This window comes from Serratia sp. Z4 (genome assembly GCF_009900725.1).
GTDB classification, from domain to species: domain Bacteria; phylum Pseudomonadota; class Gammaproteobacteria; order Enterobacterales; family Enterobacteriaceae; genus Serratia; species Serratia nematodiphila.
Map to the genome: position 1 here is coordinate 219720 of NZ_JAAABD010000002.1, position 13465 is coordinate 233184.

General features: G+C 61.7%; 12 protein-coding genes. 7 read left to right on the top strand and 5 right to left on the bottom strand.

All coding sequences use genetic code 11. From position 1 onward, the window contains the following. Positions 1 to 48: 48 nt before the first annotated feature. A complete protein-coding gene (gene pspF, locus GT753_RS08930) occupies positions 49 to 1056 on the top strand; it encodes a phage shock protein operon transcriptional activator (protein WP_118891990.1) in 1008 nt (335 codons plus the stop codon). A 193-nt stretch (positions 1057 to 1249) separates the two neighbouring features. Here the strand turns inward: pspF and zigA are convergent, their stop codons facing one another. From zigA to folE2, 3 genes are read right to left on the bottom strand one after another with little or no spacing between them, the layout of a single operon-like run. Next, entirely contained in the window at positions 1250 to 2437 is a 1188-nt protein-coding gene (zigA, locus tag GT753_RS08935) for a zinc metallochaperone GTPase ZigA (protein WP_160125530.1), read from the bottom strand. A 10-nt stretch (positions 2438 to 2447) separates the two neighbouring features. Next, entirely contained in the window at positions 2448 to 3008 is a 561-nt protein-coding gene (locus tag GT753_RS08940) for a carbonate dehydratase (RefSeq protein ID WP_160125531.1), read from the bottom strand. Next, on the bottom strand, positions 2998 to 3924 hold the full coding sequence (gene folE2, locus GT753_RS08945) for a GTP cyclohydrolase FolE2 (RefSeq protein ID WP_160125532.1): 927 nt from the start codon (positions 3922 to 3924) through the stop codon (positions 2998 to 3000). The genes GT753_RS08940 and folE2 overlap by 11 nt, the downstream gene beginning before the upstream one ends. A 204-nt stretch (positions 3925 to 4128) precedes the next feature. Here folE2 and sapA point away from each other — a divergent pair, with 204 nt between their 5' ends. The 6 genes from sapA to GT753_RS08975 all read left to right on the top strand — a co-directional run bounded on the left by sapA (position 4129) and on the right by GT753_RS08975 (position 11028). After that, complete coding sequence (gene sapA, locus GT753_RS08950) at positions 4129 to 5778, top strand: ABC transporter substrate-binding protein SapA (RefSeq protein ID WP_015378016.1); 1650 nt, start codon at positions 4129 to 4131, stop codon at positions 5776 to 5778. Then, entirely contained in the window at positions 5775 to 6740 is a 966-nt protein-coding gene (sapB, locus tag GT753_RS08955) for a putrescine export ABC transporter permease SapB (protein ID WP_004930575.1), read from the top strand. The genes sapA and sapB overlap by 4 nt, the downstream gene beginning before the upstream one ends. Beyond that, on the top strand, positions 6727 to 7617 hold the full coding sequence (sapC, locus tag GT753_RS08960) for a putrescine export ABC transporter permease SapC (protein ID WP_004930580.1): 891 nt from the start codon (positions 6727 to 6729) through the stop codon (positions 7615 to 7617). Before sapB ends, sapC begins: the two co-directional genes overlap by 14 nt. Further along, positions 7617 to 8609 carry a putrescine export ABC transporter ATP-binding protein SapD gene (sapD, locus tag GT753_RS08965; RefSeq protein ID WP_016927551.1) on the top strand — a complete coding sequence of 331 codons (993 nt, stop codon included), beginning with the start codon at positions 7617 to 7619 and terminating at the stop codon, positions 8607 to 8609. Before sapC ends, sapD begins: the two co-directional genes overlap by 1 nt. Position 8610: 1 nt before the next feature. Then, the gene (sapF, locus tag GT753_RS08970) at positions 8611 to 9423 is read left to right on the top strand and encodes a putrescine export ABC transporter ATP-binding protein SapF (RefSeq protein ID WP_004930589.1); all 813 of its coding nucleotides are present in this window, start codon (positions 8611 to 8613) and stop codon (positions 9421 to 9423) included. A gap of 420 nt (positions 9424 to 9843) precedes the next feature. Next, complete coding sequence (locus GT753_RS08975) at positions 9844 to 11028, top strand: carboxymuconolactone decarboxylase family protein (RefSeq protein ID WP_160125533.1); 1185 nt, start codon at positions 9844 to 9846, stop codon at positions 11026 to 11028. A 43-nt stretch (positions 11029 to 11071) separates the two neighbouring features. Here GT753_RS08975 and GT753_RS08980 read toward each other — a convergent pair whose 3' ends face one another. Together GT753_RS08980 and dacD are read right to left on the bottom strand one after the other, a co-directional pair. Further along, positions 11072 to 11977 (bottom strand): LysR family transcriptional regulator, encoded by a 906-nt coding sequence (locus GT753_RS08980; protein WP_075684394.1) that lies wholly within the window; start codon positions 11975 to 11977, stop codon positions 11072 to 11074. Positions 11978 to 12042: 65 nt separating this feature from the next. Next, positions 12043 to 13212: a serine-type D-Ala-D-Ala carboxypeptidase DacD gene (gene dacD / locus GT753_RS08985; RefSeq protein WP_160125534.1), complete on the bottom strand. Its 1170-nt coding sequence runs from the start codon at positions 13210 to 13212 to the stop codon at positions 12043 to 12045. Between the last annotated feature and the right edge of the window lie 253 nt (positions 13213 to 13465).

The window sequence follows — 13465 nt, forward strand, 5'->3', positions numbered from 1 at the left end:
CGCTTGCTGTAGAGTGATTATTTTCACCAAACATTGGCGAATTTCATCATGAACGAACAGCCAGAAAATTTATTGGGCGAAGCAAACGCCTTTGTCGAAGTATTGGAGCAAGTCTCCCAGGTGGCAAAGCTGAACAAACCGGTGCTGGTGATCGGCGAACGCGGCACCGGCAAAGAGCTGATCGCCCACCGTCTGCACTACCTCTCCAACCGTTGGCAAGGGCCGTTCATCTCGCTCAACTGTGCGGCGCTGAATGAAAACCTGCTGGACTCCGAGCTGTTCGGCCACGAGGCCGGCGCCTTTACCGGCGCGCAGAAACGTCATCTGGGCCGCTTCGAGCGCGCCGACGGCGGCACGCTGTTCCTCGATGAGCTGGCGACCGCGCCGATGCTGGTGCAGGAGAAATTGCTGCGGGTGATCGAATACGGCCAGTTGGAACGCGTGGGCGGCAGCCAGCCGCTGCGGGTGGATGTGCGCCTGGTGTGCGCCACCAACGACGATCTGCCGACGCTGGCGGCGACGGGCAAGTTCCGTGCCGACCTGCTGGACCGGCTGGCGTTCGACGTGGTGCAGTTGCCGCCGCTGCGGCAACGCCGGCCCGATATCATGCTGCTGGCCGAGCACTTCGCCATTCAAATGTGCCGCGAGCTGGGGCTGCCGCTGTTTCCCGGCTTTACCGAACGCGCCAGGCAGACGTTGCTCAACTACGGCTGGCCAGGCAACGTGCGCGAACTGAAAAACGTGGTGGAACGTTCGGTCTATCGTCACGGCGACAGCGACAACCCGCTGGATGAGATCGTCATCAACCCGTTTGCACCACGCGAGGCCACGCCGCTTGCGCCCGCCCCTGAAGGCGCCGGCGTGTTGCCGTCGCTGCCGCTCGAGCTGAAAAACTGGCAGTTGGAGCAAGAGAAGGCGCTGATCGAGGCGGCGCTGCAGCAAGGGCGATTCAACCAGCGCAAGGCGGCGCAGTTGCTGGGGCTCACCTACCATCAGCTACGCGGCATGCTGAAAAAGCATGCGCTGCTGCAAAACGGCGAAACGGACGAGGAATAGCGGGCAAAAAAAAAGCCAGCACCCGAGCTGGCTTAAAAAACACTGGAAGCAATGTGAGCAATGTCGTGCCTTCCACATCAGAGCCGCAAACTGTGGCCTTCCGTGAACTGCCAGGAGATGATAATAGTTATCAGTATCGTCTGTAAAGCACTTTGTTGAGAATTTTTCTCATTACCACACGAAGATTGCGCAATTACCACTCAGGGAACGGGTCCGCCATGTCCAGCCAATAGTCCACGCCGGCGGCCATTTCGTCGTCGTTCAGCAGGCAGTCGTCCAGCAGACGCACGATCGCCGCCTGTTGCAAGTGCTGGCCGATAAATACCAGCTCCTGGCGCATGTCGCCGAACGGCTCCACCCATTTCTCCTGAATATGCGCCCGCGTTTGCGGATCCTGCGGCCAATTATCTTGCGGGATCGCGCGCCAAAAGGTGCCCGCCAGGCCGTAATGGGCGATGCCGCCAGCCTGGCTCCACTGCCCGGCCTGCCGCGGCCGCGTCGCCAGCCAGAAGAAGCCTTTCGAGCGCAGCAGCTTGCCGCCGCCCCAATCGCCGTTGATCACGCGGTAGAACTTGTCCGGCGCAAACGGCCGCCGCGCCTGATAGACAAAGCTGCTGATGCCGTAGCTTTCCGTTTCCGGCACGTGTTCGCCGCGCAGCTCTTTCAGCCAGCCGGGCGCCTGCTGCGCCTTTTCAAAGCTGAAGCTGCCGGTATTCAGCACCGCCTCCAGCGGCAGTTTGCCCGGCGCGATCGGCACAATGCGGGCGTCGGGATTCAGGCTGGCCAGCAGCGCCATCACTTCGCCCTGCTGCGTTGTCGTCAACAGATCGGTCTTGCTGACCAGGATCACGTCGCAAAATTCAATTTGCTCAATCAACAGGTCCGCCACGCTGCGCAGATCGTCCTCACCCAGGCTTTGGCCGGCCTCCTGCAGGCTTTGCGCCTGCTGGTATTGCTGAATGAAATTCACCCCGTCGACCACCGTCACCAGCGTATCCAGCCGGGCGAATTGGGACAGGCTTTCGCCCGTTTCATCCTCAAAGGTAAAGGTTTCCGCCACCGGCAGCGGCTCCGAGATGCCACTCGATTCGATCAACAGGTAATCGAAACGCCCGTCCTGCGCCAGTTCGCGCACCGATACCAGCAGGTCTTCGCGCAGCGTGCAGCAGATGCACCCGTTGCTCATCTCCACCAGCTTCTCTTCCTGGCGATCGAGATGCACTTCATTCTCCACCAGCGCGGCGTCAATGTTCACTTCGCTCATGTCGTTGACAATCACCGCCACGCGCATGCCCTGCCGGTTGTTCAGGATATGGTTCAGCACCGTGGTCTTGCCGGCGCCGAGAAAGCCGGAAAGCACGGTCACGGGAAGTTGTTTCATGGGGACCTCATTAAAATTCATTGCGTAATGCCTGGTAACCGCGCACCAGTTCGACGTTGGTGGCGGCCACTTCTTCCGAAAACTGCAGCGCGCCGCGATCGACCTGGCGATAGCGCGACAGATCGCTGTCGGTGCCCACGCGTTCGGTCGAGGGGATATAGCGGTTTTCCGGCAGCGTCACGCCGTCCACCACCGCGTTGTAGCGCACCACGCAGCCGGACTGAACGTGGCAGTTGAACAGCACGCTGTTGAAACCGATAAACACCCGATCGCCGATGCGACACGGGCCGTGTACGATGGCGCGGTGGGCGATCGAACTGTAACGGCCGATGGTGACCGCCGCCCCGCTCTTGGAGTGGATCACCACGCCGTCCTGAATATTGGAGTGCGAGCCGATGACGATCGGCTCCATGTCGCCGGCGGCGTTCAACTCGTCGGCGCGGATCACCGCATACGGGCCGACGTAAACGAAATCTTCAACGATCACCCGGCCGCAAATAATGGCGGTGGGATCGATGTAGGCCAGCGGCGAGACCTGCGGCAGATGGCCGCTGGGATTTTTACGCAGCATGGTGTTCTCCCCGCCAGCTCAGCTCCGCCACCGCATTGTGGGCATGCAGGCTCTCCTGATGTTCGACGCGCAGCGAGAAGGCGCGGTAGTCGCACTGGCTGCGCAGCATGCGATACAGGCGCCGCGCCGCATCCTCGCAGAACATCAGGTTCTGACCGTTAGCCAGCGCGAAGGCCTGCTCGTCGCGGCGTTTCACCAGCGTTTGCACCGGCGTGCCCAGCGCATGTTCGATGCGGTCAATCAGTTTCACCGGCTCAAACGCCCGTTCATTCTCGGGCGTTACGGTGATCCAGGCCCAGCTGCGCTGGCTGTGGGGCGTGGCCGGCATTCCCTGCTCCAACAGCCACTCGCTCACCTGCCGCTGGCTGACCCGCTCCGCCTCCTGTTCAAAATCAAACTGGAACTGTTGCTGCGCCAGCTGGCGGCTGAGCGCCGCCGAACTCGGGCAGGTGGAGGAATAAGGCACGCCGACGGTCAGCACCAGCGTCAGCGTGTCCGTCAGGGTGGCCTCGATGCGCAGCGGATAGGCTTTCCAGCCGCGCTGCGGCGACAGCAGCGCCGGGCGTGACAGCAACAGCTCGCCGCTGAGCGTCAGGCTGGCGCGATCGCTGTGTTCCGGCTGCGAAGCCAAAAAGGCCTGCAACGTTCGGCCGATGCGCTGCGGCGTCAGCTCGCCCTGCGTCAACTCGTCCAGCGCCAGATACAGCCGCGACATGTGAATGCCGCGCTCGCCCGCCGCTTCGGCGCGCAGGTTGATACCGGCGTCGACCTTCGCCATCAATGGCTTGCCGGCCAGCTCCAGCGGCAGCGCGATCCCTTGCATCCCGACCCAATCGAGCCCGACATCACTCATTTCGCCGCGCCATGCCTGAGCATCCGGCAGCGAACGGCGTGGTGGAAGTGCAACTTCGTTCATACATCCCCTTGCGTTATGGTGACTTTGCCGGGGAACGGTAACATGATTTTGTTATATTATAACATAACATGAAAAACTTTTTTCTTGCCGCTGAACGGGCTGATTAATCAAGTCGCAGAAAACTCAGCGATTTTGCTCAATGGATTGGGCTGCTGGTCAGAGTGCGATACACTAACGCTATTGCTGATTAACCCATGAGCCTCTATGCGTGGTTTACCCTTTTGGATACTGTCGTTGTGCCTGACGGGCTCTGCCCTGGCCGCGACAACACCGCCCGCGCCCACCGCGGCGCCGCTACCGGACATTCGCCAAAGCGGCTTTGTTTATTGCGTCAGCGGCATACTGAATACCTTCAACCCGCAAATGGCCAGCAGCGGCCTGACGGTGGATACCCTGGCCGCCCAGCTGTACGATCGCCTGCTGGACGTCGATCCCTACACCTATCGCCTGATCCCCGAGCTGGCGCAAAGCTGGGAAGTGCTGGATAACGGCGCCACCTACCGCTTCCATTTGCGCAAGGACGTGCCGTTCCAGACCACCGCCTGGTTCACGCCCACCCGCAAGATGAACGCCGACGACGTGGTGTTCAGCTTTGCGCGCGTATTCGATCAGAAACACCCGTATCACGACGTGAACGGCGGCGAATACCCCTATTTCGACAGCCTGCAGTTCGGTGATTCGGTGCAGAGCGTGAGAAAGCTCGACGACTACACGGTGGAGATTCGCCTGCAGTCGCCGGACGCCTCGTTCCTGTGGCACCTGGCCACCCACTACGCGCCGGTGTTGTCCGCCGAATACGCCGACACGCTGACGCGCGAAGGCCATCAGGAGCTGATCGATCGCGAGCCGGTCGGCAGCGGCCCGTTCCTGCTCAACGAATACCGCTCGGGGCAATATATTCGCCTGGCGCGCAACGCCGCCTACTGGAAAGGCCTGCCGCGCATGCCGCAGGTGGTGATCGACCTGGGCGCCGGCGGCACCGGCCGCCTCTCCAAGCTGCTGACCGGCGAGTGCGACGTGCTGGCCTATCCGGCGGCCAGCCAGCTGTCGATTCTGCGCGACGATCCGCGCCTGCGCCTGACGCTGCGCCCGGGGATGAACATCGCCTATCTGGCGTTCAACACCCGCAAACCGCCGCTCGACAACCTCAATGTGCGCCAGGCGATCTCGCTGGCGATCAACAACCAGCGGTTGATGCAGTCGATCTATTACGGCACGGCGGAAACCGCCGCCTCGATCCTGCCGCGCGCCTCCTGGGCCTATGACAACGACGCGCACGTCACCGAGTACGATCCGGCCAAATCTCGCGAGATGCTGCGGCAGGCCGGCGTCAGCCAGCTGAACCTGAAGCTGTGGGTGCCGACCGCCTCGCAGTCTTACAACCCGAGCCCGCTGAAAACCGCCGAACTGATCCAGGCCGATCTCGGCCAGGTGGGCATCAACGTCACCATCGTGCCGGTGGAGGGCCGCTTCCAGGAAGCGCGCCTGATGGAGATGAACCACGATCTGACCCTGACCGGCTGGGCCACCGACAGCAACGATCCGGACAGCTTCTTCCGGCCGCTGCTGAGCTGCGCGGCAATCCGTTCGCAAACCAACTATGCTCACTGGTGTGATCCGGGCTTTGACGAAGTGCTGCAGAACGCGCTGCTGTCGCAGCAGCTGTCTCAGCGCATCGACAACTACCGCAAGGCGCAGAAAATCCTCGAGCAGCAACTGCCGGTGCTGCCGCTGGCGTCTTCCTTGCGCCTGCAGGCCTATCGTTACGACATCAAGGGATTGGTGCTGAGCCCGTTCGGCAACGCCTCGTTCGCCGGGGTGTACCGTGAATCCGCGCCGGAGGTGAAAAAGTGATTATCTTTACCCTGCGCCGCATTCTGCTGCTGCTGATCACGCTGTTCTTCCTGACGCTGGTCAGCTTCAGCCTGAGCTATTTCACGCCGCGCGCGCCGCTGAACGGCGCCGCCCTGCTGGACGCCTATCAGTTCTACTTCGTCAGCCTGCTGCACTGGGACTTCGGCGTCTCCAGCATCAACGGCCAGGCGATCAGCGAACAGCTGCGCGAAGTGTTCCCGGCCACCATGGAACTGTGCCTGCTGGCCTTCGCCCTGGCGCTGTTCATCGGCATTCCGCTGGGCATCATCGCCGGCGTGCTGCGCGGCAAGTGGCAGGACACCGCCATCAGCACCTTCGCGCTGCTGGGCTTTTCGATGCCGGTGTTCTGGCTGGCGCTGCTGCTGATGCTGTTCTTCTCGCTGCATCTCGGCTGGCTGCCTGTTTCCGGCCGTTTCGATCTGCTGTATCAGGTGAAACCCATCACCGGTTTCGCGCTGATCGACGCCTGGCTGTCGGACTCGCCGTATCGCGCCGAGATGATCGGCAGCGCGCTGCGCCACATGATCCTGCCGATCGCCGCGCTGGCGGTGGCGCCCACCACCGAAGTGGTGCGGCTGATGCGCATCAGCACCGACGACGTGCTGAGCCAAAACTACATCAAGGCCGCCGCCACCCGCGGCCTGTCGCGCTTCACCATCATTCGTCGCCACGTGTTGCACAACGCGCTGCCGCCGATCGTGCCCAAACTGGGGCTGCAGTTCTCCACCATGCTTACGCTGGCGATGATCACCGAAGTGGTGTTCAGCTGGCCGGGCCTCGGCCGGTGGCTGATCAACGCCATTCGCCAACAGGACTATGCGGCGATCTCCGCCGGCGTGATGGTGGTCGGCACGCTGGTGATCACCATTAACGTTCTGGCCGACATTCTGGGTGCGGCAACCAACCCGCTGAAACATAAGGAATGGTATGCCCTTCGATAACGTATACCGCGAGAAAAAGATGCCGAGCCCGCTGCGCTACACCTGGCGGATTTTCTACGGCGACGCGCTGGCGATGATCGGTTTTTACGGCGTGATCGCCCTGCTGCTGCTGTCGCTGTTCGGCAGCCTGCTGGCGCCCTACGCGCTGGATCAGCAGTTCCTCGGCTATCAACTGCTGCCGCCGTCCTGGTCGCGCTACGGCAACGTGTCGTTCTTCCTCGGCACCGACGATCTCGGGCGCGACATCCTCAGCCGCCTGTTGACCGGCACCGCCGCCACCTTCGGTTCCGCGCTGGCGGTGACGCTGGCCGCGGCGTTCTGCGGCGTGATCCTCGGCGTGTTCGCCGGCGTAACCCACGGGCTGCGCTCGGCGGTGCTCAACCATATCCTCGATACCCTGCTGTCGATTCCGTCGCTGCTGCTGGCGATCGTGGTGGTGGCGTTTATCGGCCCCAAACTTGAACACGCCATGCTGGCGGTGTGGCTCGCCTTGTTGCCACGCATGGTGCGCACCATCTACAGCGCGGTGCACGACGAACTGGAGAAAGAGTACGTGGTGGCGGCCCGGCTTGACGGCGCTTCCACGCTGCAGATCCTGTGGTACGCGGTCATGCCGAACATCGCGGCGGTGCTGGTGACCGAGTTCACCCGCGCGCTGTCGATGGCCATTTTGGATATCGCCGCGCTCGGCTTCCTCGATCTCGGCGCGCAGTTGCCTTCGCCGGAATGGGGAGCGATGCTCGGCGATTCGCTCGAGCTGGTGTACGTCGCGCCCTGGACGGTGATGCTGCCCGGCGCGGCCATCCTCGTCAGCGTGCTGCTGGTTAACCTGTTGGGCGACGGTATGCGCCGCGCAATCAATGCCGGGGTGGAATAATGCCGTTACTCGATATCCGCAATCTGACGATTGAATTTATGACCGCCGAAGGGCCGGTCAAGGCGGTCGATCGCGTCAGCATGACGCTGACCGAGGGCGAGGTGCGCGGCCTGGTGGGCGAATCGGGCTCCGGCAAGAGTCTGATCGCCAAAGCCATCTGCGGCGTGACCAAAGACAACTGGCGCGTCACCGCCGATCGTTTCCGCTTCGACGACATCGATCTGCTGCAGCTAAGCCCGCGCGAGCGGCGCAAGCTGGTGGGCCACAACGTCTCAATGATCTTCCAGGAGCCGCAGTCCTGTCTCGACCCTTCCGAGAGCATCGGCCGCCAGCTGGCGCAGGCCATCCCAGGCTGGACCTACAAGGGCCACTGGTGGCAGCGCTTCAACTGGCGCAAACGCCGCGCCATCGAATTGCTGCACCGCGTCGGTATCAAGGATCATGACGACATCATGGGCAGCTTCCCCTACGAGCTGACGGAAGGCGAGTGCCAGAAAGTGATGATCGCCATCGCGCTGGCCAACCAACCGCGCCTGCTGATCGCCGATGAGCCGACCAACGCCATGGAACCGACCACGCAGGCGCAGATTTTTCGCCTGTTGGCGCGTCTCAACCAGAACAACAACACCACCATTCTGCTGATCAGTCACGACCTGCAGATGATGAGCAAGTGGGCCGACCGGGTGAACGTCTTGTACTGCGGGCAAACGGTGGAAAGCGCCCAGTGCGAAGAACTGCTGGCGGCGCCGCACCACCCTTACACCCAGGCGTTGATCCGCGCCATGCCGGACTTCGGCCGCTCGTTGCCGCACAAAAGCCGGTTGAATACGCTTCCGGGCGCCATTCCTTCGCTGGAACACCTGCCGATCGGCTGCCGCCTGGGGCCGCGCTGCCCTTACGCACAGAAGAAGTGCATCGAAACGCCGCGCCTGCGCCCGGTCAAGAACCACTTCTTCGCCTGCCACTTCCCGCTGAACATGGAGGAGCAATAACATGGAAACGCTGTTGGAAGTGCGCAACCTGAGCAAAACCTACCGCTATCGCACCGGGCTGTTCCGCCGCCAGCACGTCGAGGCGGTGAAATCGGTCAGCTTTACCCTGCGCGAAGGCCAGACGCTGGCGGTAATCGGCGAGAACGGCTCCGGCAAATCCACGCTGGCGAAGATGCTCTCCGGCATGGTAGAACCGACCGCCGGCGAACTGTTGATCGACGATCATCCGCTGGAATTCGGCGATTATCGCTATCGCAGCCAGCGCATTCGCATGATTTTTCAGGATCCGAGCACCTCGCTCAACCCGCGCCAGCGCATCGGCCAGCTGCTGGACGCGCCGCTGCGGCTGAACACCGATCTTGAGCCTGCCGAGCGCGAGCAGCGTATCAACCAGACGCTGCGCCAGGTCGGCATGCTGCCGGATCACGCCTACTACTATCCGCATATGCTGGCCTCCGGGCAAAAACAGCGCGTCGCGCTGGCCCGTGCGCTGATCCTGCAACCGAAGGTGATCGTCGCCGATGAGGCGCTGGCCTCGCTGGACATGTCGATGCGCTCGCAAATCATCAACCTGATGCTGGAGCTGCAGGAAAAACACGGCATTTCCTATATCTACGTCACCCAGCACCTCGGCATGATGAAGCATATCAGCGACCAGGTGCTGGTGATGCACGAAGGGGAAATCGTCGAACGCGGCAGCACCGCGGAGGTGTTGGCGGCGCCGCTGCACGAATTGACCAAGCGCCTTATCGCCAGCCACTTCGGCGAGGCGCTGACCGCCGATGCCTGGCGGCGCGACGGCGGCCGTTTCTGAGTCACGCCTTCACCTACAAACCCGCTGCGGCGGGTTTTTATCACCTTGCGCGCCTGCCGCTTAGCGAGAAAGCGCACATGCAAATTACATTCTTGTTATATATCCTTATATTTTATTCCTTTCAGTTATTGATTAGTCCGTAACATTATTTTATCTCGCCAGGGCGATCGGTGAGGATATCCCCTACGTTGCACTTCTCATACGACAGGATATCGCACTGATGAACAGCCTTCGCCATCGCCGCCTTACGCAGCTACTGCTCACGCTGGCAGCCGGTTTTTCTGTTTACGGCCACGCCCTCTGCTGTGATGAGCTGCGCTAAAACCGCCTTTCGCCCCGCCTGCGGGCATGTTGCCTCTTTGTCCAGCCGACGCTGCCGCGCGCAGCGGCGGCTGTTGATCATGATTAAGGATTGACCCTATGGAACGACTCCGTCGACAACATAATGCCCAGTGGTATCACGAAACCCAAAGCAGCGTGCGGGGCGATGCGCCGCTGGAACCGCAGGCGGCCACCCTTCGCGATCGCTTTCTGCTGGGGCTGGGCGCCTTCGCCGATGAAGCCTTAAACAATGCGCTCAGCGCTCGCGGCGCCGTGTTCAGCGCCTCGTTGGCCGGCTACCACGCGCTGTTTCCCGATCAGGTGCCGCTGTCACGATACGTGACATTGTCACCCTACGATCGCCTCAGCACCGCGTTGACCGTCGCTCAGGTGACGGGCGTGCAATCGCTTTGTAGCCACTACGCCGCTCGCCTCGCCCCGCTGCACAGCCCGGACGCCTCCCGGGAAAGCAATATCCGCCTCGCTCAGATCACCCAATATGCCCGCCAGCTTGCCAGCCAGCCCACGTTGATTTGCCGCAAAGCGCTGCAACAGCTCGCCGACGTCGGGCTGAGCCCGGCGGATATCGTCACCTTTTCGCAAATCATCGGTTTTGTCAGCTATCAGGCGCGCGTGGTCGCGGGCGTCGCGGCGTTGGCCGGCCGGCCGGCGGTGGTGGTGCCCGGCTTCCCTAACGTCGAAGACGCCGATGGCGTCGCGTTCAGTGCCGAAGAGTTAAGCTGGACCGCGCGTCTGCCGCCAATCGACACGGAAGCCGCCGCCGCCGAACAGCTTGACGTGCTGGATCAGAGCCACCCGCAGGCGCGCGCCGAATCTTATTATCTGCTGTTGGCGCACGATGCCGCCGCACTGCGCGAGCGTAACGGGGTGTTCAACGGCATCAATGCCGAAGGATATGGGTTATCGAGCCGCCTGAAGGCGCTGGCGACGCTGGCGGTCTCGCGCATCAACGGCAGCCATTACTGCGCGGCCACCGTCGCGCAAGAATTGCAGGATGAGGGATTGGTTCAGGCGCTGTTCGCCGGGCTGCCTCAGGGACTGGCGTATACCGAAGACTCGGTAAAACTCGCGGTGATGCGCACTGCCGCCGAGCTGACTCGCGCACCGGAGAAGTTCACCCCGCAGAGCGTGCAGCCGTTGTTCAACAGCGGCCTGAATCAGGCGCAGGCGCTGGAAGTGATCCTCACCGCCGCGCTCTACGCCTGGGAAAATCGCCTGCGCCAAACGTTGGGCGATGCGGAATCTTTCAGCGCTATCGACTGAATACCACTACGCGGCTAATTACTGGCCGCAATACATTCTTCCTTCAGATATTTTGCCGCCGCAACCACTCGCTGGCGGCATCGAAGAATTTTTGCGCCAACGGCGTGGCGCGCTCCGCCATATCAACCACCACCGCCGCATGGCGCGGCATGGCGGCGATGGCCACCGGCCGCCGCTGCAGTTCCGGCATCAGCGGCGATTGCAGCTGGCCGCGCGGGAACAACCCGCAGCCCAAGCCGACGAAAATGCCCTCGAGCAGCTGGAAGATCGAGGCAGTCTCCAGCCGCGTGTGCAGCGTCAACCCGGCGTCGCGGAAATGCTGATCGAGATAGCGGCGGAAATACCGCGTCGGCTCGGCCAGGCACAGCGGCAAGGCGGCCACCGCCTCCAGCGGCAACGGTGTGTCGCCCACCAGCTTAGGGAAGTGTTGCGGATGAAATACCAGCTCAACGCCGGTTTCCACCAGCGGTTGTGATTGAAAATGCAGTTCCTTCAGCGTCGACAGCTCGAAAAAGCCGATGCCGATGTCGACGGTATGCGCCGTCAACGCCTCCAGCAGTTGATCGGCGCTCAGCACCGCCAGCCGGTAATCAAGATGCGGATAACGCTCGCTCACCGCCTTGAGCATTTCCGCCACCGAGATGCTGCACTGCGGCACCACGCCAAGGCGCAACGTACCGTGCAAACCGTGCTTGAGCGACTCCACCTCCAGCTTCAGCCCTTGGTAAACCGAGACGATCTCACGCGCCCACGCCAGCACCCGCTCGCCTTCGGCGGTAAAACCGCCGAAATGGTTGCCGCGGTTAATCAGCGAAACGCCCAGCTCTTTTTCCAGGTTTTTCAATCGCATGGACAGCGTCGGCTGGCTGACGAAGCTGGCCTCCGCCGCCCGACCGAAGTGGCGTTCCCGTTCCAAATTACACAAATAAATCAGTTGTTTAATATCCATAGCGCGGCTCAATGATCGGCATTCGCGCTCAGTATACCACCGGGCGTCGTCGCTCGCCCGGTGAGTCAGAGCTTCAACTTCATGTAATCCATCAGGCGTGAGAACACGCCGCCCTGCTGCACCGCCTGCAGCGCCACCAGCGGCAGGGTTTTCACCACCTGGCCATTATCGCTGATGCGGATCTCGCCAACGGTTTGTCCTTTGTTGACCGGAGCTTCCAGCCGCGCGGCATTGATCACGTACTGCGCCTTCAGTTTGTCCGCCTCGCTTTTCGGCAGGCTGAGCGACTGGTCCTGCGCGCTGCCGACCGGCAAGCGGTGGCTTTCGCCGTACCAGACCGGCTCTTCCCCCAGGCTCTGGCCGGCGCTGAACAGGTGTACCGTGCTAAAGTCGCGCAGCCCCCAACTCAGCAGCTTACGCGCCTGTTCCTCGCGGCCTTTGGAACTTTTGCCGCCCATCACCACGGCGATCAGGCGGCGATCTCCTTCGGTGGCGGAGGCGATGATGTTGTAGCCGGCCGAGGCGGTGTGTCCGGTTTTCAGGCCGTCGACGTGCAGGGTCTTATCCCACAGCAGGCCGTTGCGGTTCTGCTGCGTGATGCCGTTCCAGGTCAGCGATTTCTCACTGTACATATGGTATTCCGCCGGCTCGCTCATGATGATGGCGCGCGCAATCACCGCCAGATCGCCGGCGGTGGTGAACTGCCCTGGCGCATCCAGCCCGTGCACCGTCTCAAAATGGGTGTTCTGCAATCCCAGCTGGGCGCTCTTCTCATTCATCAGCTTGACGAAGTTGGCCTGGCTGCCCGCCACATAGTCCGCCATCGCCACGCAGGCGTCGTTGCCGGAATCGATGATGATGCCGCGGCTGAGATCGCGTACCGTGCCCCTGTCACCAGGCTTCAGGAACATCAGCGAGGAGCCTTTGAACACCGGGTTGCCCTGCGCCCAGGCGTCCTTACCCACCGTAACAACATCATCGAGGCCAATCTTATGCTCATCGAGCGCATGATCGATCACCAACCCGGTCATGAGTTTGGTCAGGCTGGCCGGATTGCGGCGCTCGTCGGCATTGCCGGCAGCCAGCACCTGGCCGGTAGTGTAATCCATCAATACGTAAGAGGCGGCGTCTATCGCCGGTGGGGTCATGGTGGGAAAATGGGACGCCGTTTCCGCCGCCTGCGCCGCTAAAGGCAGTAAGATACCGCCGATCACCACTGATACTGAACGCTTCACTCTGTGTTCCTCAGGCCCGCAGGCTAAATAAAATGCCAATATAATCCGCGAGATAGACTGCATTAATTCACTTTCAGGCGAAACCATTACTCTTTTGCAGCGGGTGTCTTTATGCAACCATTTGTTTAGGTCAGCGTCCGCCTGCGATAGATATGCTCTATGCCGCCATTGCCCCATTCGATTAGACGCCTGCCTGCCGCCCCCCTAAACTTGTGACATAAATACGCAAGACGCATAAAAAAGCGTTTACTTT

What these genes read in the sequence shown, in the direction of transcription:
- pspF (WP_118891990.1), top strand. Translation starts at nt 49, where the DNA reads ATGAACGAACAGCCAGAAAATTTATTGGGCGAAGCAAACGCCTTTGTC.
- zigA (WP_160125530.1), bottom strand. Translation starts at nt 2,437, where the DNA reads ATGAAACAACTTCCCGTGACCGTGCTTTCCGGCTTTCTCGGCGCCGGC.
- GT753_RS08940 (WP_160125531.1), bottom strand. Translation starts at nt 3,008, where the DNA reads ATGCTGCGTAAAAATCCCAGCGGCCATCTGCCGCAGGTCTCGCCGCTG.
- folE2 (WP_160125532.1), bottom strand. Translation starts at nt 3,924, where the DNA reads ATGAACGAAGTTGCACTTCCACCACGCCGTTCGCTGCCGGATGCTCAG.
- sapA (WP_015378016.1), top strand. Translation starts at nt 4,129, where the DNA reads ATGCGTGGTTTACCCTTTTGGATACTGTCGTTGTGCCTGACGGGCTCT.
- sapC (WP_004930580.1), top strand. Translation starts at nt 6,727, where the DNA reads ATGCCCTTCGATAACGTATACCGCGAGAAAAAGATGCCGAGCCCGCTG.
- sapD (WP_016927551.1), top strand. Translation starts at nt 7,617, where the DNA reads ATGCCGTTACTCGATATCCGCAATCTGACGATTGAATTTATGACCGCC.
- sapF (WP_004930589.1), top strand. Translation starts at nt 8,611, where the DNA reads ATGGAAACGCTGTTGGAAGTGCGCAACCTGAGCAAAACCTACCGCTAT.
- GT753_RS08975 (WP_160125533.1), top strand. Translation starts at nt 9,844, where the DNA reads ATGGAACGACTCCGTCGACAACATAATGCCCAGTGGTATCACGAAACC.
- GT753_RS08980 (WP_075684394.1), bottom strand. Translation starts at nt 11,977, where the DNA reads ATGGATATTAAACAACTGATTTATTTGTGTAATTTGGAACGGGAACGC.